The sequence below is a fragment of the Methylobacterium nonmethylotrophicum genome (genome assembly GCF_004745635.1).
GTDB classification, from domain to species: domain Bacteria; phylum Pseudomonadota; class Alphaproteobacteria; order Rhizobiales; family Beijerinckiaceae; genus Methylobacterium; species Methylobacterium nonmethylotrophicum.
In genome coordinates, this window is the sequence record NZ_SRLB01000051.1 from 1 (window position 1) to 20,952 (window position 20,952).

Here is a 20,952-nt window from a genome sequence, read left to right on the forward strand (position 1 = left end):
GCCGGCCAAGCTACCCGTGGTGGAAAGGCCCACGGTCCACTAACATTCCACTCGGGCCACCTCGTGGGGGCTGATCACAACTCGCTCGGTTTCCTGTTTTTGCATCATGTTCACCGCCGAACCGTGACCATTTCGGCCAACGATGCCTGGCGTCAAACCCAATCGGCTTGGTCATGCGGGGGTCTGCACCCGGCCCGATGCGGACCCAAGGGAGGTCAGCGTCAGAGCGCAGGCGCGGACGGTCATGCCGCCCCCGGGTGGTCGGGGTCGAGTTGGCAGGCCGGTCAGGCCTCAGCACCCTCTCCGAACGGGCTCCAAAAGCAGTCAATCAGAAATCGTAGACGATTTTCAGCCGGGCCTGGTGCCGCTCGAAGTCGATCAGGTTGAGCGACGAACGCCGGATCAGGCCCGGCTCTTCACCGGCCAGGATTGACGCAGCCGGGCCCCGCCGGTCGGGAGCCTCGTACCCGGAGACTTGGATGCTGTAGGCGGCCGTCACGGTAAGACGGGGCGTGATGGCAGCGAGCAGCGTCGGGCCGAGATAGAGTGCCTCGCCCTGGTAGCGGTTCAGGCCTAGGCCCTCGTAGGCGCGCAGGTAGCGAGCCTCGCCGCCCACGAACAGGTTCGGAAGTACCCGGTAGCTCAGCGCGCCTCCGATGCCCGCCGTGGAGCCCCGCTCGGTGGCGAACGCGCCCCGCTCGCGCGTCCTCTCGATGTCGTAGATCACATTGATGGCGCCGAAGAGGGTTTCGGGCACGAACTCGGTATCGATGAGGAGCGCGTTCTCCGAGCCGATGCGGGAGGCGCGAATACCCGTGCGTTCGTCGTAGCGGGACACGCTCGGCTCCATCAGCAGAGTGACGCCGATCCCGGCCTTGTCGCGTCTGAGAAAACGCAGGCGCATTTCCACCGAGGCACCGCTGAAGGCCGCGCGTCCGGGCACCTCCTCCAGGTCCGGAACGGCACGGATGCGGCGGAAGTCGCCGAGGAACCCGAACGCGAAGTCGAGATCGCCCGTCACGCCGGTATGGATCTCTGCCTTGCTCTCCACGGCGGCGTAGCTGCCGCCGCGCTTCATGAAGCGGCCGATGGCGTCGAGCTTGAACTCGGTCTCGCCGGGTGCGTGGAGGTCCGAACCCTCGATGAAGCCGAAAATGTGCTCGGTACTCGGGCCGTGATCGTGGATATCACCGCCAGCCCTGCGCACGCGGCCACCGGACTCATGGGCGTGTCCGCCAAGCCCATGAGCGTGGCCTGCATCATGGGCAGGAGGGGCGCCGCGGGAGCGGCCCCGGGATGAACCATGCCCGTGGGCTTTTCGATCAGACTTCACCCGAGGCTGGGGCTCGCGATGCTTCGCCTTGCCGGGTCCATCGGGTTCGGCGCTGTGATGCTGTCGGGACCCATCCTCATGCGCGTCGTGGGCGGACCCGGCACCTGGAAAGGCCGCCAAGGCGAGAAGCCACGTGACACAGAGCACGAGGCGCGCAACACTCACGGCAGCTCCCTTCGAACGCCATAATATAACAGTCGGTTGCGGCGCTCAGGGTCAAGCTTACGGGACCAAATCGGTGCCATGTGAGCCAGGGCGTGTTCTGGAGGCCACAGGGCAGGCCCGGGACATCGCGGCGAACTCATCCTCGCGGTGACTCCGAGCGGCCTGGATCGGGATTGCTGTACAATCGCAACACCCTCCTCAACGCGCACCACGCCCGTGCGGCGATGCCGCCGCCGGGTGGTCGGGGTTCGCCGGGTGGTCGGGGTTCACATGGCAGGTCCGGATCAGGCATCACACCCTGCCGGAAGCACCGCCACACCGGTCATTCATTCCCTGAGCACCTTTACCGGACAGGCTCTTGGCCGGGTCAAAGATCGCCGAATGCGGATTACCACCGAGGCGGCATGAAACCGCCAGGGCTGTAGAGAGATTTCCTCTCACACATCCTGGGCAGCGGCGGTGTAGTCGATCTTGCGGCGTCTCGGCCGCCGTCCAGAATGCCCGAATGGCAGCAGCACGGACGATTGTCGTATAACTTCGGGGGGCGTGAGTTTTCACACAGCCTGCAGCCAACTCGTGCTTCTGCAGCCGACCTCTCGCAGTGACCGCGCTGACGTCAGGCGGAGGTCGGCTCATCCACTGCCAACATTGACCGGTTCGCGGTCGTGGCGATCGTTCCTTGGGTCTCAGCGGGCTGCCTCGACGGATGGAAGGCGCGGACGCAGTTGCGTACGCACCGTCAGCTCTCCGATCTGACGTCCCATCGCTTGGCCGACCTCCCCCGAGAAGCGGTAGTGGAAGCCGGCATAGATGCGCGCGCTCACAGCCTCGTCGGCATAGTCGCTGAGGCGAGTCCATTTGCGCACGACACCCGGCGCGGTCACGCTCGTGAGCGAGAGTTCCCCGACTTCGTTACCGACAAGGAGGGTGAGCACAGTCGCGACGGCGGACGACGTGATGCAATGTGCGCACGGGTATTCCGGATGCAGGGGAGTGTCGCTGAGCGGTAGCCAGCCTCCATCCCGCGGGGTAGCGGGATTGCCGCCCAAGTCGCCGTTGCGAATGGCCGTGATCGGGCGCCAGAATCCGTATGTGTACTTGGCTTCGAAGACGGCGATCTGGGCATCACTGCCAGCCATGGCCGTGAGCGCGTAGAGACGGGCGCAATCCAGAAGGTCCATGTCCTTCGCCATGGCAACCTGCCGAAGGATGGGATTGTAAGAGCGAGCCCCCGCGAGGACCCAGAAACGGCCGATGCTGGTCTGCTCCGGGGTTCGAACGGTGCTGTTTCGAGCGCCAAGCTCCCGAATTTCATTGTAGTCACGCGTCCAGGTCTCGGAGGTCAAGGCCGGAGGAGGCGACGGACGGAACTGCGCTCCGGACGTCATGACCCAGGGCTTCATGCGACCGATGTTTGAGTACAGCGGGATGGTGGTTGGGACGTAGGAGCCCGGCGCGGTATGTGGGCGATAATTCTCTGGAGCGTCTGAGCCATCATCCTTGCGCTCCGCCAACATGCCCGATGCTGCACGCTTCCCGAGCTCAATTCCCTTCGTTTTGGCGATACTCTCATCGAGACCCGCGAGCATCCGAACGAGCATCGCGTTCAGGCTCTCCTTCTGGTCGGGGTAGAGGGCGACGAGGATATCGTGGCCCGCCTTAGCCGCCGCGGCTTCGTCGGAGGCGTCCGGCTCGGTCACGAGGGACAGCCGGTAGGGTGCGTAGCGGCCCTGTACAGCATTCACCGCTTCGAAGATGGCTGTGTGAAGAAGGGCAAGGTTCCTGCCGTGAGGTGATGGACCAAGCTGCTTGTCGGCTGCGATGGCGTCAGCCTTGGCATTCCAGTCCATCACGATATCGGCTTGAGCCGACATTGTCGCTACTGCCATCGCACAGGTGGCCATGACGAGTGGAAGGAGCCGGGTTCGTGACAACGTCGTCATCGTGGAACTCCTTATCTGAGCGATCTGAGCTGGTATTCTACGTTATCGAAACCTCGTTTGAATTGATTGGTGCGCCCGGACGCATCGTGGTTGAGGCCGCACCATGCACGTTAGGCTCCCTGCTCACAAAAGCAAGCATCCAACACAAGAGTCATGATTATCAGCAAAGTCCAGATTGCCAGAGGTAGAAACCCCGGATATCAGCTCAAAATATTGATTTTCATCGAAAATCAAAAGCCATGCTTGCGCGCTTCGAAGCGAACAGGCCGGTTGCGGGTCGCTCACGCCCTGGGAGCAAGGCTGGCGGCGCGGCCAGCCCTGACGTTGAATCGGGCCACGTGTTCGGGTGGCCGGAGGCCCGCTATCCATCCGCAGCGGCCCCGCGTACGGACAGGCTGGTCAAGTTTCGACCCTGGATGCCTTACCGCGGCAGCACCCGCGCCTCCCGCAGCCGCCGGATCGCCCCGATCAGCGCCGCGACGCTGTCGACGGTTTCGGTGAACCCGGCGCGTCGGATCTTGCCCATGTCGGAGACGAGATCGAAGTCGCTGTGGAAGACGAAGTCGCCGAAGCCCCAGCCGACCGCGCGGGCATAGGGCGTGTCGACGAGGCCCTGGCCGGCGACGAGCCGCGCCCAGGCCGCCTCCTTGTCGGCCATGTGGGTGGCGAGGCGCAGCGGCACCGGCGGGCCGGGCGGCAGGTCGAGGGCGCTCGCCAGCCTCTCCCAGGCCCGGCGCCAGCGGAACGGCTCGTGCACGTAGTTGAAGGCCTCGCCCCGCGCCGCCTCGGCGGTGGCGGCCCACAGGCTCGCCCGCGCCAGCGCCCCGGCCTCCGTCACCTGCGCGAGGACGCCGTCATAGACGTGGGCCGGGCCCGGGAAGCGGAAGGCCGCGCCCTCCGCCCGGCACAGGGCCGCGTAGGCGCCGATCACCATGGCGATGTTCATGGCGTTGCCGGCGGCATCCCCCACCACCACGTCGGGCCGCAGGATCGCGAAGTCCGGACCGCCGCGGGCCGCGCGCGCCCGGAGCTCGTCCTCCTGCGTGAAGTAGAAGTTCGGCCCGATATGGCGCGGATCGTCCTCGTAGAACGGCGACGGCACCGGGCCGAGATGGACGCCGTAGACCTTCGCGCCCTGGTACAGCACCACCCGCGCGAGGGGCGCGCCGACCGCCTCGAGCCCGTCGAGGAGGTGGCGCAGCATCGCGCCGTTCACCGCCACCTCCTCGGCGAGGCTCGGCTGCGGCGCCAGGGCGGCGTAGAACAGGTGCGTGGTGTCGCGGGCCCCGGTGAGGGCCGCGCGGGTCGCGCCGGCATCGGTGAGGTCGACCACGATCGCCTCGGGCGAGCCGTGCGGGCGGCGGGAGAGGGCGCGGGCGCGCCAGCCGGGCGCCGTCGCCAGCGTCTCCATCAGCGCCTTGCCGATAATGCCGTTGGCGCCGGCGACGAGGGCGGTTCGGGTCTCTGGCATCGCGGCGTGTTCCGTCGTCGAGAAGGAGGTCCTCGGGCAACACGAGCGGGCTGGCGCGGATCCCCCGGCCGTGCCTCCGGTTGTCCGGGGATGCGCAGACAGGCCCGCCCCCGCCGCGAGGTGCGGCCCAAGAGCCCGCCGAGGAAACCCTCGGTCTGGTTCGAGGTTGCCCGGGACGCCGCCCGCGCGCTGCCCGGCCTCACCGAGCAGGCGACGGCGGCCGGGCCGGTCTTCCGGCTCGGCCGGCGGCGGCTCGCCTGGCTGGCGGAGGACGGGGTGTCGCTGGTGGTGCCGATCGAGGAGGACGAGCGCGCGATGCTGGCGGCCGCGGAGCCCCGCACCTTCGCGGCGGCGGGCGCCCGCCGCGGGAGCGCGCTGGTGCGGATCCATCTCGCCTATGTCGATGCCGGCACGCTCGCGCGGCTCCTCGCCCAGGCCGCCCACGCCCTGCGACGCACGACGAGAGGAGCCGAGACGACATCATGACGGAGGAGCGCACCGTGACAACCCGCGACGGCACCGCCTGGACCTGCCTCGAGGCCCTGGCCGGGCTGCGGGACGTGCCGGATGCGGCGAAGGCCAAGCTCGCGGGCGATGGAAGCCGGGCGGTGGTCTGCACGCCCTCGGGCGGCGCGCATTCGGTGCGGCTGACCCTCGCGGAGGACTGGCACGCGATGCCGGAGGCCGACCTCGCCGCCGCGATCGAGGCGGCGCTCGCCCGCGACGACCGCTGAGGCCGGCCCGTCAGTCGTGGTGAAACACCTCCTCCATCATCGCCCACCACTCGCCCTCGGCGCGGCTCTCCAAGGGCCGCTGGCACGGGATGGTCAGGCTCCACCACTCCTGGTTCTTCGCATCCGCCGCCATCCGGGCCATGTCGGCCGCGAAGTCGGTGCCGTGGTACTCCCAGGTGCCGAACAGCAGGTTCTCCGGCTCGCGCAGGAAGATCGTGTAGTTGCGGATGTTGCAGCGGCTGATGAGGTCGAGCACCTCCGGCCAGACCGCTGCGTGGAGCCGCCTGTAGGTCGCGATCTGGTCCGGGTTCACGCCGACGACCATGCCCATCCGTTTCATGCCGATGGCTCCTCAGGCCGGGTCGAGGCGGTAGAACGCGACGGCGTTCGCCCCGAACACCGCGTCGTGATGGGCGGGCGGAACCCAGTCGCGGCACTGTGCGAACCAGGCGCCGTAATCGCCCGCGAGGTTCAAGACCGGCCAGTCGCTGCCCCACATCACCCGGCCGGGCCCGAACAGGTCCAGGATCGTCTCGGCGTAGGGGCGCACGGCCTCGGGGCCGCCGCCTTCCGCTTCGGTCAGGAGGCCCGAGAGCTTGCACGCGACGTTCGGCCGAGCCGCCAGGGCCGCGAGGGCCTGCCCCCAGCCGGGCGAGCCGCCCCGCCCGATCGCCGGCTTGGCCCCGTGGTCGATCACGATGCGCAGGTGCGGGTGACGCGTCGCGAAGGTCAGGAGAGAGGCCAGCTGGCGCGGCCGGACCAGGGCGTCGAAGGCGAGGTCATGCGCCACCATCGCGTCGATCGCGGGTGCGAGGGCCGGATCGGCGATCCAGGCGTCGTCGGGATGGTCCTGCAGCATCGGCCGCAGGCCCTTGAGCCGCGGGTCGCCGGCCAGGCGCGCGATCGCCGCCGGGGCGTCCGCCGCCTTGAGGTCGGTCCAGCCGACGACGCCCCTGATGGCCCCGTGGCGCCCGGCGAGCGCCAGCATCGCGTCGGTCTCGGCCTCGTCCTCGAGGGTCTGGACCAGCACCGTGCCGTCGATGCCGGCGGCCGCGAGGAGCGGCGCCAGGTCGTCGGGGGTGAAGTCGCGGTGGATCGCCGCGAGGTTGGGCGGCGGCCACGCGCCCGGCCGGTCGGCGAGGCGCCAGAGGTGGTGATGGGCGTCGATGCGCATGGGAGCCTTCAGACCGGCGCGGCTTCGGCGAGGAGGCCGCGGGCCTTCAGCCGGGCCCAGAACCCTTCCGGGATCGGCGCCGCGAACCAGGCGGCGTTGGCCTCGACCTGCGCGGCGGTCCGGGCCCCGGTCACGACGGTGAGGGCCGCCGGGTGGAGGAGCGGGAATTGCAGGGCGGCCGCCTCGAGCCGCACGCCCTCCTCGGCGCAGGCCGCGCGCAAAGCCTCGGCCCGGGCCGCGACCGCGGGCGGCGCATCGGCGTAGTTGAACGTGGGCTTCCCGGCGAGCAGCCCGGAATTGAACGCGCCCGCCACCACGATCCCGACGCCGCGGCGGGCGCATTCGTCCATCAGGCCGAGACTGTCCTGCTCCAGCAGGGTGTAGCGGCCGGCCAGCATGCAGAGGTCGAGATCGGCGACCGCGAGGCCTTGCGCGACGATCTCCCACTCGTTGACCCCGAGCCCGATCGCCCGCACGGCGCCCTCCTCGCGCAGCCGCGTCAGCGCCCGGAAGCCGCCGCCCGTCGTCAATTGCTCCCAGTAATGGGTATGGCGCTCGCCGTGGGTGAAGCGGCCGATGTCGTGGACGTAGAGGATGTCGGGCGACAGGATGCCGAGGCGCTGCCGGCTCGCCTCGAACGAGCGCAGAACGCCGTCGTGGCTGTAGTCGAAGGTCGGGCGGAACGGCAGCGGGTCGGCGTAGCCCTCCTCCATCGGGCCGACGGTCGGATCCGGCACCATCACCCGGCCGACCTTGGTGCTGACGACGTAGGCCTCGCGGGGCTCCTCGGTGAGCAGCGTGCCGAGGCGGCGCTCCGCGCGGGTGAAGCCGTAGAAGGGCGCCGTGTCGAAGTAGCGGATGCCGTGCTCCCAGGCCGCCCGGACCGCGCCGGCGGCCTCCGCGAGGCTGGTCGCCCGGTAGAGGCCGCCCATCTGCGCGCAGCCGAGCCCGAGGGCCGTGACGGTGACGCCGGTGCGGGCGTGGGTGCGGGGAGTGGCGGGAGTCATGGGTGTCCTTCGGTGCAGGTCCATCTGGCGCCTCGCGGGTTCGTTCGGCTGCCAATTCGCCGACGAGACCGCCTCGGTTCGGGCCTGAAAGGTGATCCGCGCGTACGGCGCCGACGCTTCAAGGTGAGACGCGCCCCCCCTCTCCCACACCTTGCACCGATACCGGGCAAGCCCGGCATCGCCCGGAGAGGGGATCCCGCGATCTATCATTTTGCCTCAATACAGCACGTTCTTCGCTTCGTCCGTCCCGATATTTTCCTTCGTCACAAGAACGACGCCGGTGTCGATGAATTTGTCCACCTTCTGCTTGGCCAGCACCTTGGCGACGGTGGCCACGCCGAGCTCGCCCATCCGGAACGAGCCCTGGACGACGATCGCCGCCAGGGTGCCGTCCTTGACGAAGTCCTGCAGGTCCTGGTTGCCGTCGAAGCCCACCGCCGCGATCCGGTCGGCCCGGCCGGCCTGCTTGACCGCCCGGCCCATGCCGATCGCGGTCGGCTCGTTGGCCCCGAAGAGTCCCTTGAGGTCGGGGTGGGCGGCCAGCACATCGGCGGTCTGGTTGAGCGCCGTCGCCATCTGGGACTGCGAGTAGTACGGCCCGACGATCTGCAGCTTCGAGTGCGCCTTCACGTAGTCGGTGAAGCCGCCGACGCGGCCGACCTCCGAGCCGGTGCCGGCGACGTAGGACATCACCGCGATCTTGCCCTCCGGGCCGGTGCGCGCGATCAGGGCGCGCGCGGCGAGTTCCCCGGCCTTGCGGTTGTCGGTGGCGAGGAACGCCTGGTAGTAGGGCTCGGCGCTCTTCGCGAGGCCGGAATCGAGGATCACCACCGGGATCCGCGCCTCCCAGGCCTTCTTGACCGCCGGCACCAGGGCGTCGGGGTCGGAGGGCGCCAGCACGATGCCGGCGACGCGGCGGTTGACCGCGTTCTCCACCATGTTGACCTGATCGGCGATGGCCGATTCCGCCGCCGGGCCCTGGAAGGTCAGGCTGTGGCCCTGCACCCCCTTCATCGCCGTCTCGGCGCCCTTCTGGACGTTCTGCCAGAAGGTCGAGTTCACCGTCTTGACGATCACGGCGATCTCGCCGGCCCGCGCGGGCAAGGCGGCGAGGAGGCCGGAGGCGAAGAGGGCGGCGGCAAGAGCTCTGGCGGCAAGAGCTCTGGCGGCAAGAGCTCTGGCGGCAAGAGCTCTGGCGGCAAGAGCTCTGGCGGCAAGTCCTCTGGCGGCAAGAGCTGTCATGGGGTCTCCTCCAGGGTCGGCGCCGGGTTCTCCCGGTCGCAGGTCGGGCGTCAGCGGCGGTTGCGGAGCTGGTCGATCCAGACGGTGAGCAGGATGACGAGGCCGATGATGATCTGCTGGGTGAAGGCCGAGACCCCGTTCATGTTGAGGCCGTTGCGCAGGATGCCGATCACGAAGGCGCCGATCACCGTGCCGGAGATCGTGCCCACCCCGCCGGCCAGCGAGGTGCCGCCGATGACCGCGCTCGCGATCGCGTCGAGCTCGTACATCACGCCTTCGTTCGGCTGGGCGGTGACGAGGCGGGACATCAGCACGCAGCCGGTGAGCCCGGCGAGCAGGCCCGACAGGACGTAGGTGAGCGTGACCACCCGCCCGACCGCGACGCCGGAGAGCCGCGCCGCCTCGGCGTTGGAGCCGACCGCGTAGACGTGGCGGCCGAGCACCGAGCGCCGGAGCCCGAACGCGACGGCCAGCGCGATGACCGCCATCAGCAGCACCGGGTAGGGGATGCCCGGAAACAGCACCTCCGGAAAGCCGTCTTCGCCGACCCGCACGAGGCGCAGGAGCGCGCCGTTGCCGAGTTCGCCGAAGGCCTCGCCCAGCCCCGAGACCGCGCGGGCCCCGGTGAGCTGGAGCGCCAGGCCGCGGGCGATCAGCATCATGCCGAGGGTCGCGATGAAGGGCGGCAGCTTGAGCCGCGTGACCACGAGCCCGTTGACGAGGCCGCAGACCCCGCCGACGCCGATCCCGGCGAGCATCGCCAGCGGCACCGGCAGGCCGAGCTCCTTGACGCAGAGCGCCGCGACGACGCCGGCGAGCGCCAGCACCGAGCCGACCGACAGGTCGATGCCGCCCGCGATGATGACGACCGTCGCGCCGATGCCGAGCAGCGCGATCGAGGTCACCTGCAGCCCGATGCTCATCCCGTTGCCGAGCGACAGGAAGGCGCCGCTGGTGAGCGAGAACGCCGCCACCAGGGCGACGAGGCTCCCGAGCGCCGCGAATGTCTGGATCAGGTCCTTCTGCCGGTCGGACAGGCGCCGGCGCGCGGCCGTGACCGGAGGATTGAGGCCGGCCGACATCTCACGCCGTCCCGAAGCCCGAGGCGTAGTGCATGATCTCCTCCTGGTCGGTGCGGGCGGTGTCGAGGATGCGCACGAGGCGGCCGCGGTGAAACACCGCGACGCGGTCGGTCATCCCGAGGATCTCGGGCAGCTCGGAGCTGATCAGCACCACGCCGATGCCGCGGGCGGCAAGCCGGTCCATGATCGTGTAGATCGCGAGCTTGGCGCCGACGTCGATGCCGCGGGTCGGCTCGTCGAACAGCATCACCTTCGCGTCGCGAAACAGCCACTTGCCGATGATGATCTTCTGCTGGTTGCCGCCGGAGAGGAGCCGCACCGGCTGGCCCAAGGACGGCGTCCTGATCTCGAGCCGGTCGACGAAGCCTTGCGCTGCGGCCGCGTGCCGTCCCGCATCGATCAGCCCGAGGCGGTTCGCCACCGCCCCGAGATTGGCGAGCGTCAGGTTGGCGTCGACCGGCATCTTGACCGCGAGCCCTTGCGCCTTGCGGTCCTCCGACAGGTAGGCGATCCCGGCCGCGATGGCGTCGCGGGGGTCGCGGATCGTGAGGCTCCGGCCCTCGATCGCGAGCGATCCGGCCTCGAGCGGGTCGGCGCCGAAGATGGCGCGGGCCACCTCGGTGCGCCCGGCCCCCATCAGGCCGGCGAAGCCCAGGATCTCGCCGCGGCGAAGGGTGAAGCTCACGTCCCGGAAGGCGCCGGCGCGGGTGAGCCCGGCCGCCTCCAGGATCACGTGCCCGGTCGGGACGGAGGTCCGCTCCGGGAACTTCTCGTCGAGGGCGCGCCCGACCATGCGGGCGACGATCGCGTCGAGCGTGACGGCCGCGAAGGCGTCGGTCGAGACGTGGCGCCCGTCGCGCAGGACCGTCACCCGGTCGACGATCTCGCGCATCTCGTCGAGGCGGTGCGAGATGTAGACGATGCCCGCACCCGCCGCCTTCAGGTCGCGGATCACCTGAAACAGGCGGCGCGCCTCCTGCTCGGTGAGGGACGAGGTCGGCTCGTCCATGATGAGCAGCTCGGCCTTGAGCGACAGGGCCTTGGCGATCTCGACGAGCTGGCACTGGGCCACCGAGAGGTCGCGCACCAGGGTGTCGGGGTCGATGCCGGCGCCGAGCCGGTCGAGGCAGGCCCGCGCGCCGTCCCGCAGGGCGCGCCGGTCGACCAAGAACCCGCGGCGCGGCTCGCGCCCGAGGAAGATGTTTTCCGCCACCGTGAGGTGGGCCACCAGGTTCAGCTCCTGGTGGATCATCGCGATGCCGGCGGCCTCGGCCTCCAGCGGCGAGGCGAAGCGGCGCTCGACGCCCTTGTAGACGATGCGGCCGGCGCTCGGCGCCTGGACGCCGCTGATGATCTTCATCAGGGTCGACTTGCCGGCGCCGTTCTCGCCGCAGACGGCGTGGACCTCGCCGCGGCGCAGGTCGAAATCGACGCCTGACAGCGCCCGCACGCCCGGAAACTCCTTGGCGATGCCCGACAGCGCCAGGAGCGGGCTCGTGCCCTCCGGCGCCCCGGTCGCGAGGCCGCCGGACGCGGCCGCGTCGTCTGCTCCGTCGAGCACGACAGCTTCCCTCCCCGGGGACGATTCGTTTCGTTCTGGCCCTGATCGTTAGCAGGTTCGCGGAATTGGTAAAGCCACTTTGCCGACCTTGCGGCAGGCGCTTGCGGAAATGCCGCGCCCGGCGCAGCATCCTCGTCCCTGGCCGGCATATTGGTCAGGCCAGTCAGGGGGAGAGCGATGAGCGCGGGCAGCCCGGCCGAGGGCCGGCTCTACCAGCAGGTGGCCGACCGGATCCGGGCACTGATCCAGGCCGGCGGCCTGCGCGCCGGCGACCGGCTGCCGGCCGAGCGCGAGCTGGCCCAGCAGCTCGGCGTGTCGCGCCCGTCTTTGCGCGAGGCGCTGATCGCCCTCGAGATCGACGGCACGGTCGAGATCCGGATGGGGTCGGGCATCTACGTCCAGGCCGCCCGGGGCACGGCGCGCACGGCGCCCGCCGGCGACAGCCCGGAGGAGCTGATGCAGGCCCGCGCCGCTCTGGAGGGGGCGGTGGCGGCGCTCGCCGCCGCCCGGGTGACGCGAGAGCACCTGGGCGCCTTGCGCCAGGCGCTCGACCGCATGGGCGCCGCCATCGCGGAGGGCCGCGCACCCCTCGACAGCGACCGGGTGTTTCACCTCACCCTCGCCCAGCAGACCGGAAACGGCGTGTTCGTCCGCCTCGTCGCCGGGCTGTTCGACGCGCGCCACAGCCCGATCGCCGCCCGGCTGCGCAGCCGCTTCGATTCCCCCGCCAGCTGGGCCCTGGCGCTCGCCGAGCACGAGGCGATCCTGGCCGCGCTCGAGGCCCGCGACCCGCTGCGGGCACAGGCGGCGATGCACGCGCATCTCGAATTGTCGAAGCGCCGCTGGCTGGAGGAGGAGCCGCGGTGACATGGTTTCGCGATCGTTCGACGGAGCGTGCAGGTCGCGCCGGCCTTGTCCGAGCCCCGCGGGGACGTCGGAGGATGGCCAGTCTGTCGGGCGGATCGAACGGCGCCGTCACCCTGCCGGCGGCTCGGGCAGGTAGCCGGCGGCCCGCAGGGCCTCCTCGACCGCGTCGCACAGCGCGCCTTCGAGGTCGTCGTTGAGCGCGGGCGGAGGAGTGAGCGGCACCATCGACGGGAACTGCGCCACCGCCTCCGGCGGCGCGGCCAGAACGGCCGCATCCGGGACGGCCTCATCCGGGACGGTCTCCGCCGCGGCCGTTTCCGCAGGGTCGGGCTGCCTGTGCGGGCGCAGGGTCGAGATCAGCCGGCCGATCATGCGGTCCCCCTCGGTCCTCCGATGTTCCAGCGACGGGTCTGCAAAGAACGTGCGCGGGCGCCGTTTCGATCCGCCCTGCCCGCGTCCGGCCAGGGACCAATGCTTGCCAAGGGCCGATGCGCCCCCATCTCGGGGCTCCGTCACGACCGCAAGGAGGGCGCGGATGCCCTGGACCACCGCCATGATCCCGCCGCAGGCCGGGCGCCGCGCCATCGTCACCGGCGCGACGAGCGGGATCGGCTACGAGGCGGCCCTCGCCCTGGCGGGTGCCGGCGCCGAGCTCGTGCTCGCCGCCCGCGACACCGCGAAGGCGGAGGGCGCCGCGGCGGCGATCCGCCGGGCCCATCCCGGCGCCCGGGTCGAGATCCGCGCCCTCGACACCGCGCGCCTCGCCTCGGTCCGGGCCTTCGCGTCGGCCTGGCGGGACGAGGGGCGCGGGATCGACCTCCTGCTCCTCAATGCCGGCATCGCCGCGGTGCCGCGGCGCGAGGAGACCGAGGACGGGTTCGAGCGCCAGCTCGCCACCAACTATCTCGGCCACTTCGCCCTGACCGGGCTGCTGCTGCCGAGCCTCAGGGCGCAGGCCGGCACCCGGATCGTCGCGGTGGCGAGCATCGCCCACCGCTCGGGCAAGATCGCCTTCGACGACCTGCAGCTGCGCCGCTCCTACGGCCCGCAAGCGGCCTACCGGCAGACCAAGCTCGCGATGCTGATCTTCGCCCTCGACCTCGACCGGCGCCTGCGCGCCGCCGGCTCGCCGGTGCGCGCGATCCCGGCCCATCCCGGGGTCGCCGCCACGGCGATCGCCCGGCGCGGCGACCGGGCCGGGCCGCTGGCGGAGCGGATCGGCGCCGGCCTCCTCGGGCTCATTGGCCAGTCGGCGGCGCGGGGCGCCCTGCCCCTGCTCTACGCCGCCACGGCGCTCGAGGCGGAGGGCGGTCAGTATTACGGGCCGGACGGCCTGTGGGAGGTCCGCGGCGATCCGGCGCCCGCCCGGGTCGAGGCCCGGGCCCGCGACCCCGAGGCGGCCGCGCAGCTCTGGGCCCAGTCCGAGACGCTGACCGGCGTCCGCTACCCGCTCTGACGACGCCTACTCGTCCTCGTCGTCCTCGGCGACCGGCGCGGCGGGCGCCGTGAAGGCGCGCCCCGCGGGAGCGACGGGCATCGTGGCGGGGGCGATCGGGATCGTCGGCGGGGCCGTCGCCACCTGCGGGCCCGACGGAAGCAGGCCGGCTGCGAAGGCGACGAAGCCCGCCGCGTCGCGCACGTCCCGGGGCTGGCGCGGGTCGTGGGCGATCAGGTCGGCCTCGTGCCGCAGGCGGGCGTTGCAGGCCGGCGAGGCCAGCCCGCCGCGGGGCGTGCAGGCGTCGTGCCGGGCGCAGGCCGCGTCGAGGGCGTCGATCGGCGGCAGCGGCGCGTTGTTGCCCGGGCCGCAGTAATTGCCGTGGATGAGGAGCGCCGGCGGACGGCCGGACTGGGCAGAGGCCGTCGTCGCGGCGAGGCCGCAGGCGAGGACGAGCGGAACGGCGAAGCGCATCTTCTGATCCCTCCGATTGCGCCGGCCAACGGTACCGCACACGGGCGGTTCCTGTGTTGCGTCCAACGGTCCCGCTTCGTATCCAAGCGGAAACATGTCGAGATCCACCGGATGGTTCGGCGGCGGCGCGGGTGCAGGCTCGACGCTGCGATGGGCCGGGCCGATGCGCCGTTCGCGATCTCCGGCCGTCCCGGTTGGCGGCAGAACGTCGCCCGAGCGACGCTGATCGTCGCCTGGTGCGCCGCCGCCGGGCGGCGGGTCGAGCGCACCTCGCTCGCGGCAGGCCGGCAACGCGGATGCTTGCGGCGCGGCCCGGATCGTGCTGGAGCCGTGCGACGATGACCGTACGGAGGGCCGGTTGAACTCCGCGATCCGCCACGGTGTTGAAGCCTTGCCGGACCCGGCCCGCCACCAATGTAGGACCGATGATCGCTTCCGATTCCGATATGCCCGGGCCGCGCGAGCCGTCGGACGGCGCCCCGACCCTCGACGCGGCGAGCCGGGAGCGGCTCGGCCGCTATCTCCAGGCCCTGTACGAGCCCGTCCTCGACGAGGGGCTCGACCCGCGCCTCGCCGAGCTCCTGAGCCAGCTCGACCGCGACCGGGCCGAGCAGGGGGGCGGCCCCGACCATTGAGGCCCGCTCAGCGGTAGCCGGCGGCCTGCAGCTCGAACAACTCGGCGTAGCGCCCGCCCCGGGCCACCAGCGCGGCATGCGTGCCCTCCTCCAGCACCCGCCCGCCGGCCAGCACCACGATCCGGTCGGCCCGGCGCACGGTGGAGAAGCGGTGCGAGATGAGGAGCGCGGTGCGCCCCGCCGCCAGGTCGGCGAAGCGGCGAAACACCTCGGCCTCCGCCCCGGCGTCCAGGGCCGCCGTCGGCTCGTCGAGGACGAGGACCGCCGCGTCGCGCCGGTAGGCGCGGGCGATCGCCACCTTCTGCCACTCGCCGCCGGAGAGCTCGACCCCGTCCTCGAAGCGCCGGCCGAGGCGCTGGTCGTACCCGTCCGGCAGGCGCTCGATCACCGCGTCGGCGAGCGCGCGCTGCGCCGCCGCCGCGATGCCGGCCCGGTCCTCCCGCGCGCCGATGCGGCCGACCGCGATGTTGTCGCCGGCCGTGAAGTCGAAGCGCATGAAGTCCTGGAAGATCACGCCGATCCGGTCGCGCAAGGAGGCGAGGTCGTACTCGGCGAGGTCGCGGCCGTCGAGCAGGATGCGCCCCTCGGTCGGGGCGTAGAGGCGGGCGAGCAGCTTGACGACCGTGGTCTTGCCGGCCCCGTTCTCGCCCACCAGCGCCACGACCTCGCCGGCCGCGATGGTGAGCGACAGGTGGCGCACGGCCCAGCGGCTCTCGCCCGGATAGCGGTAGCCGACATCCTCGAACACGAAGCCCTCGCGCAGGCGCTCCGGCACCGGCAAGGCGCCCGAGCGGATGGTCGGCGCGATGGTGAAGAACGAGAACAGGTCGTCGAGGTACTGCGCCTGGCCGAGCACCTGCGAGGCACCGAGCAGCAGCCCCTCGACGAGGCCGCGCAGGCGCAGGAATGCGCCGCCCAGGAAGGTGAGGTCGCCGACGGTGAGCGTTCCGGCGAGCGCCTCGCCGGCGATGACCAGGTAGGCGGCGTAGTAGGCGAGCGTGCCGAGGGTCGCGAAGGCGCCGCCGGCGAGCGCGCGCCGGCGGGCGAGGTCCCGGTTCTCGGCCAGCAGCCGGTCGGCGAGGTCGCGGAAGCGCGCGGCGAGGTGACCGGCGAGGCCGAACAGCTTCACCTCCTTGGCGCTGTGCGCATCGGCGCCGAGGTAGCGCAGGTAGTCGGTCTCGCGCCGGTCCGGGCTGCGGCGCCAGGCGAGCCGGTAGCCGCGGGCGTTGAAGTGCAGTTCGTTGAGGAAGGCCGGGATCAGCGCGAGGACCAGGAGCAGCACCAGCCCCGGCAGCATCGTGCCGACCGCCACCGCGAGGGTCACGGCCGTCACGAGGTCCTGGAGCTGGCCGAGCAGCTGCCCGATCAGGTTCGAGCGCCAGGCGACCTGGCGGCGGGCCCGCTCGAGCCGGTCCTGCACCGCGCTGTCCTCGAACTGCTCGAGATCGAGGGCGGCGGCGTGCGCCATCAGCCGCAGGCTGGTGGCGTTGCCGACCTTCTCGGCCAGCACCCCGTCGACGTAGGCCGTCGCCCGGCCGAGCAGGTCCGAGGCGATGGCGAGCCCGAGCTCGATCCCGACGAGGAGTCCGAGATGGTGCAGCCGTGGATCCGCGAGCCAGCCCGCCGGGTCGGGCGGCCCGGTCCGTCCCGCCACCACCGCGTCGACCACCAGCTTGGCAACGTAGAGCATCACGGCCGGAAGCCCGGCCCGGGCGAGGCGAAGGAGCAGGCTCGCGGCCGCGAGCCGCGGATCGGTCGCGACGGCGAGGCGACACAGGGCCGGCAGGTGGCGCAGCGGCCCGAGCCGGGCGGCGGCGGCGCGGCGCAGGGCGGCAAGGCGGCTGTCGGCGGGTTTGTCCATGGCGACTGATATAGGCGCCGGGCACGGTATGGCCGCGCTGGCGCTACGGGTCCGCGCGGGTTCCGCGCGCACCCTCCCCGCTCTGAGGGGGAGGGTGGTCCCTGCGTCAGCAGGGGCCGGGAGAGGGGCAGCGCGAGGCCAATCCAGGTGGCGCCCGTCACCACAGTCGTGACCTCTCCGGAAGCGTGGTCCCCCTCTCCCGCCCCACTCCGTGGGGCACCCTCCCCCGCAGAGGGGGGAGGGGTCTCGCACGTGCCTTCAGCCCTGGTCACAACCGAGATGGTTGCGCGAAGCGTGAGCGCAACCTGGGAACTTCGCCGCCCCCGCCGCGTCGACTCGCGAGAGCTTCACCGCATCACATGGACGGTTTTCCCATGGCCATCCGCCTCCTCGCCCCCCTCCTCGCCCCCCTCCTCGCCCTCGGGCTCCTCGCCCCGCTCCCCGCCCTGGCGCAGGCGCCGACTGCCGAGACGGGCACCGGCGGCGGCCCCGCCTCGACGATCCGGGCGCCCAACACCAGCACGGTCGGGCAGACGGTGCCGAAGCCAGGCAGCCTCGGGCCGGACGCGACCGGCACGGTCACCCCGCGCAACCGCCAGGAGGAGCGGCGCGAGGACCAGATCATGAAGGGCATCTGCATCGGCTGCTCGCGCTAAGCAGAGTTGCATGGCACAACTCTGCTTAGCTCCTTTTTTGCATCATTTTCGCCGCCGAACCGGTGACCGCTTCGGCGAATGATGCATAGCGGCCTTCGCGGATCTGCCCTGCATCGAGGGACTTGCGGCGGGCGGGGTCGCGGCGGCATGACGCCGGGGCGTCCCTTCGAAGAGTTCGTGATGCCCGCCTATCGTTCCCGCACCACCACCCACGGCCGCAACATGGCCGGCGCCCGCGGCCTGTGGCGCGCCACCGGCATGAAGGACGCCGATTTCGGCAAGCCGATCATCGCGGTGGTGAACTCGTTCACGCAGTTCGTGCCCGGCCACGTCCACCTGAAGGATCTCGGCCAGCTCGTCGCGCGGGAGATCGAGGCGGCGGGCGGCGTCGCCAAGGAGTTCAACACCATCGCGGTCGATGACGGCATCGCGATGGGGCATGACGGCATGCTCTACTCGCTGCCGTCCCGCGACCTGATCGCCGACTCGGTCGAGTACATGGTCAACGCGCATTGCGCCGACGCCATGGTGTGCATCTCGAACTGCGACAAGATCACCCCCGGCATGCTGATGGCGGCGCTCCGCCTCAACATCCCGGTGGTATTCGTCTCCGGCGGGCCGATGGAGGCCGGCAAGGTCCACCTCTCGACCGGGATCAAGAAGGTCGACCTCGTCGACGCGATGATCGCCGCCGCCGACGACCGCGTCACCGACGCGGACGTGCAGGTGATCGAGCGCTCGGCCTGCCCGACCTGCGGCTCGTGCTCGGGCATGTTCACGGCGAACTCGATGAACTGCCTCACCGAGGCGCTGGGCCTGTCGCTGCCCGGCAACGGCTCGGTGCTGGCGACCCATGCCGACCGCAGGCGCCTCTTCGTCGAGGCCGGCCACCTGATCGTCGACCTCGCCCGGCGCCACTACGAGCAGGACGACGCCTCGGTCCTGCCGCGCGCCATCGCCTCGATGACGGCGTTCGAGAACGCCATGACCCTCGACATCGCCATGGGCGGCTCGACCAACACGGTCTTGCACCTGCTGGCTGCCGCGCACGAGGGCGAGGTGCCCTTCACCATGGCTGATATCGACCGGCTGTCGCGCCGGGTGCCGGTCCTGTGCAAGGTCGCGCCGGCGGTGGCCAACGTCCACATGGAGGACGTGCACCGCGCCGGCGGCATCATGGCGATCCTCGGCGAGCTCGACCGGGCCGGCCTCATCGACACATCCGTCGGCAACGTCGCCGCCGGCACGCTCAAGGACGCGCTGGCGCGCTGGGACGTCGCCCGCACCACGAGCGAGAGCGTGCGCGACTTCTATCGCGCCGCGCCCGGCGGCGTGCCGACCCAGGTCGCCTTCAGCCAGGCCTCGCGCTTCGACGACCTCGACCTCGACCGCGAGGCGGGCGTGGTGCGCGATGCGGCCCATGCCTACTCGCAGGATGGGGGCCTCGCGGTGCTCTATGGCAACCTCGCCGAGGACGGCTGCATCGTGAAGACCGCAGGCGTCGATGCCGCCCTCCTCACCTTCTCGGGCTCCGCTCACGTCTTCGAGAGCCAGGACGCGGCGGTGGAGGGCATCCTGGGCGGTAAGGTCCAGGCCGGCGAGGTGGTGCTGATCCGCTACGAGGGCCCCCGCGGCGGCCCCGGCATGCAGGAGATGCTCTACCCGACGAGCTACCTGAAATCGAAGGGCCTCGGCAAAGCCTGCGCCCTCGTCACCGACGGGCGCTTCTCGGGCGGCTCCTCGGGGCTCTCGATCGGCCATGTCTCGCCGGAAGCCGCCGAGGGCGGCCTGATCGGCCTCGTGGAGCAGGGCGACCGGATCGAGATCGACATCCCGAACCGGCGCATCCACCTCGCGGTCGATGCGGCCGAGATCGAGCGCCGGCGCGCGGCGCAAGCGGCCAAGGGCTGGCAGCCCGCCGCCCCGCGCCAGCGCCGGGTGAGCGCGGCCCTGCGCGCCTTCGCGGCGATGACCACCAGCGCCGCCCACGGGGCCGTGCGGCGGATCTGACGCCATGACGGTCGTGCGGCTGACGCCCGGCGAGGCCCGCCGGGTCGCCCTGGCGGCGCAGGGCTTCCAGGCCGCACGACCGGCGACGGCGGGGCACCGGCACCTCGCCGCCACGCTCGACCGGCTCGGCCTGCACCAGATCGACAGCGTCAACGTCCTGGTGCGGGCGCATTACCTGCCGGCCTTCTCGCGGCTCGGCGCCTACGACACCGCCCTCCTCGACCGCCGGGCCTGGGGGCCAAAGCGCGACCGGCGGCTGTTCGAGTACTGGGCCCACGAGTGCTCGCTCTTGCCGCTTGCGCTGCAGCCGCTCCTGCGCTGGCGCATGGCCCGGGCCGACCGGGGCCAGGCCGGCTATACGGGCATGCGGGTCTTCGCCACCGAGCGCCGCGCCGAGGCGATGGCGCTGCTCGCCCGCATCCGCGACGAGGGCCCGATGGCCGCCTCCGACGTCCAGACCGGCCGGGCCGGCTGGTGGGAATGGAGCGAGCCCAAGCGCATGCTCGAATGGCTGTTCTACGCCGGCCACGTCACCACCGCGACAAGGCGGCGCAGCTTCGAGCGGGTCTACGACCTCACCGAGCGGGTGATCCCGCCGGACATTCTTTGCCTGCCCGACGTGCCGGAGGCGGACGCGCAGGCGCGGCTCATCGATCTCTCCGCCCGGGCCCTCGGGATCGCGACCGTTGCGGAGCTGCGCGACTATTTCCGCCTCGGCCCCGCGGACGCGGCCGCGGCCATCGCCCGGCTCGTCGCCGAGGGCACCCTGCTCCCGGCGGAGGTGCCCGGCTGGCCCCCGGCCTACCTCCACCGCGACGCGAAGTGCCCCCGCCGGATCTCGGCCCGGGCGCTGCTCGCCCCCTTCGACCCCCTGGTCTGGGAGCGCGCCCGGACCGAGCGCCTGTTCGGCTTCCGCTACCGCATCGAGATCTACACGCCGGCCTCCAAGCGCCAGCATGGGTATTACGTGCTGCCGTTCCTGCTCGGGGAGGAGTTGGTGGGGCGGGTGGATCTGAAGGCGGACCGGGCGGTGTCGCGGCTCGTGGTGCAGGCGGTGCATTGGGAGCCGGGGGCGCCGGCGGGGGCCCGGGAGGCGCTGGGGGTGGAGTTGGGGGCTTTGGCGGGGTGGTTGGGGTTGCACGAGCCAAGTGACCTCCTCGCGCTGACGACGTCATCGCATCGCTAGTATTCGCTTGTATCTTGATCTCAATGCGAATCGTATTTTCGCTCGTACATTAGCCGTTTATTTAATAATGGGCTTGCGAAGCATATAATGAACGGAAATGGATTTGCTCGTCACAG

The 20,952-nt window shown here is 71.3% G+C and carries 20 protein-coding genes; 8 read left to right on the forward strand and 12 right to left on the reverse strand.

All coding sequences use genetic code 11. The annotated features are described in order from the left end of the window. Positions 1–328: 328 nt before the first annotated feature. From EU555_RS33410 to EU555_RS33425, 3 genes are all read right to left on the reverse strand, one after another. Entirely contained in the window at positions 329–1,207 is an 879-nt protein-coding gene (locus EU555_RS33410; protein ID WP_135419644.1) for a hypothetical protein, read from the reverse strand. Positions 1,208–2,184: 977 nt separating this feature from the next. Beyond that, positions 2,185–3,441 (reverse strand): vanadium-dependent haloperoxidase, encoded by a 1,257-nt coding sequence (locus EU555_RS33420; protein ID WP_245524626.1) that lies wholly within the window; start codon positions 3,439–3,441, stop codon positions 2,185–2,187. Positions 3,442–3,862: 421 nt separating this feature from the next. Further along, positions 3,863–4,912, reverse strand: a complete 1,050-nt coding sequence (locus EU555_RS33425; protein ID WP_135419645.1) for an SDR family oxidoreductase — start codon at positions 4,910–4,912, stop codon at positions 3,863–3,865. A gap of 90 nt (positions 4,913–5,002) precedes the next feature. Here EU555_RS33425 and EU555_RS33430 point away from each other — a divergent pair, with 90 nt between their 5' ends. Then, a complete protein-coding gene (locus tag EU555_RS33430; protein ID WP_135419646.1) occupies positions 5,003–5,398 on the forward strand; it encodes a hypothetical protein in 396 nt (131 codons plus the stop codon). Then, entirely contained in the window at positions 5,395–5,646 is a 252-nt protein-coding gene (locus tag EU555_RS33435; protein WP_135419647.1) for a hypothetical protein, read from the forward strand. Before EU555_RS33430 ends, EU555_RS33435 begins: the two co-directional genes overlap by 4 nt. A gap of 10 nt (positions 5,647–5,656) precedes the next feature. Here EU555_RS33435 and EU555_RS33440 read toward each other — a convergent pair whose 3' ends face one another. From EU555_RS33440 to EU555_RS33465, 6 genes are all read right to left on the reverse strand, one after another. Next, entirely contained in the window at positions 5,657–5,986 is a 330-nt protein-coding gene (locus tag EU555_RS33440) for an L-rhamnose mutarotase (RefSeq protein WP_135419648.1), read from the reverse strand. A gap of 12 nt (positions 5,987–5,998) precedes the next feature. Then, the gene (locus EU555_RS33445) at positions 5,999–6,820 is read right to left on the reverse strand and encodes an amidohydrolase family protein (RefSeq protein ID WP_135419649.1); all 822 of its coding nucleotides are present in this window, start codon (positions 6,818–6,820) and stop codon (positions 5,999–6,001) included. 8 nt (positions 6,821–6,828) lie between these two features. Beyond that, positions 6,829–7,827, reverse strand: a complete 999-nt coding sequence (locus EU555_RS33450) for an aldo/keto reductase (protein ID WP_135419650.1) — start codon at positions 7,825–7,827, stop codon at positions 6,829–6,831. 216 nt (positions 7,828–8,043) lie between these two features. Further along, positions 8,044–9,069: an ABC transporter substrate-binding protein gene (locus tag EU555_RS33455; protein ID WP_135419651.1), complete on the reverse strand. Its 1,026-nt coding sequence runs from the start codon at positions 9,067–9,069 to the stop codon at positions 8,044–8,046. A gap of 50 nt (positions 9,070–9,119) precedes the next feature. Next, a complete protein-coding gene (locus tag EU555_RS33460) occupies positions 9,120–10,151 on the reverse strand; it encodes an ABC transporter permease (protein ID WP_135419652.1) in 1,032 nt (343 codons plus the stop codon). Between the two features lies 1 nt (position 10,152). Further along, positions 10,153–11,637, reverse strand: a complete 1,485-nt coding sequence (locus EU555_RS33465; RefSeq protein ID WP_245524629.1) for a sugar ABC transporter ATP-binding protein — start codon at positions 11,635–11,637, stop codon at positions 10,153–10,155. Positions 11,638–11,889: 252 nt separating this feature from the next. Here EU555_RS33465 and EU555_RS33470 point away from each other — a divergent pair, with 252 nt between their 5' ends. Next, positions 11,890–12,579, forward strand: coding sequence for a FadR/GntR family transcriptional regulator (locus EU555_RS33470; RefSeq protein ID WP_135419654.1), 690 nt, complete (start codon positions 11,890–11,892; stop codon positions 12,577–12,579). A 108-nt stretch (positions 12,580–12,687) separates the two neighbouring features. Here the strand turns inward: EU555_RS33470 and EU555_RS33475 are convergent, their stop codons facing one another. Further along, on the reverse strand, positions 12,688–12,951 hold the full coding sequence (locus EU555_RS33475; protein WP_135419655.1) for a hypothetical protein: 264 nt from the start codon (positions 12,949–12,951) through the stop codon (positions 12,688–12,690). A gap of 163 nt (positions 12,952–13,114) precedes the next feature. Between EU555_RS33475 and EU555_RS33480 the strand changes: the two genes are divergently transcribed. Further along, positions 13,115–14,035, forward strand: a complete 921-nt coding sequence (locus EU555_RS33480; RefSeq protein WP_135419656.1) for an oxidoreductase — start codon at positions 13,115–13,117, stop codon at positions 14,033–14,035. A gap of 6 nt (positions 14,036–14,041) precedes the next feature. On the opposite strand, the gene EU555_RS33485 is transcribed toward EU555_RS33480, so the two are convergent. After that, the gene (locus EU555_RS33485; protein ID WP_135419657.1) at positions 14,042–14,488 is read right to left on the reverse strand and encodes a phospholipase A2 family protein; all 447 of its coding nucleotides are present in this window, start codon (positions 14,486–14,488) and stop codon (positions 14,042–14,044) included. A 446-nt stretch (positions 14,489–14,934) separates the two neighbouring features. On the opposite strand from EU555_RS33485, the gene EU555_RS33490 reads away from it, so the two are divergent. Beyond that, entirely contained in the window at positions 14,935–15,123 is a 189-nt protein-coding gene (locus EU555_RS33490) for a hypothetical protein (protein WP_135419658.1), read from the forward strand. A 7-nt stretch (positions 15,124–15,130) separates the two neighbouring features. Here EU555_RS33490 and EU555_RS33495 read toward each other — a convergent pair whose 3' ends face one another. Continuing rightward, on the reverse strand, positions 15,131–16,984 hold the full coding sequence (locus EU555_RS33495) for an ABC transporter ATP-binding protein (protein ID WP_135419659.1): 1,854 nt from the start codon (positions 16,982–16,984) through the stop codon (positions 15,131–15,133). A 374-nt stretch (positions 16,985–17,358) separates the two neighbouring features. On the opposite strand from EU555_RS33495, the gene EU555_RS33500 reads away from it, so the two are divergent. The 3 genes from EU555_RS33500 (at position 17,359) to EU555_RS33510 (ending at position 20,836) form a co-directional block, all read left to right on the forward strand. Next, positions 17,359–17,640 (forward strand): hypothetical protein, encoded by a 282-nt coding sequence (locus tag EU555_RS33500; RefSeq protein ID WP_245524627.1) that lies wholly within the window; start codon positions 17,359–17,361, stop codon positions 17,638–17,640. A 180-nt stretch (positions 17,641–17,820) separates the two neighbouring features. Beyond that, on the forward strand, positions 17,821–19,650 hold the full coding sequence (gene ilvD / locus EU555_RS33505) for a dihydroxy-acid dehydratase (protein ID WP_135419660.1): 1,830 nt from the start codon (positions 17,821–17,823) through the stop codon (positions 19,648–19,650). A 4-nt stretch (positions 19,651–19,654) separates the two neighbouring features. After that, positions 19,655–20,836, forward strand: coding sequence for a winged helix-turn-helix domain-containing protein (locus EU555_RS33510; protein WP_135419661.1), 1,182 nt, complete (start codon positions 19,655–19,657; stop codon positions 20,834–20,836). The last annotated feature ends 116 nt before the right edge of the window (positions 20,837–20,952 follow it).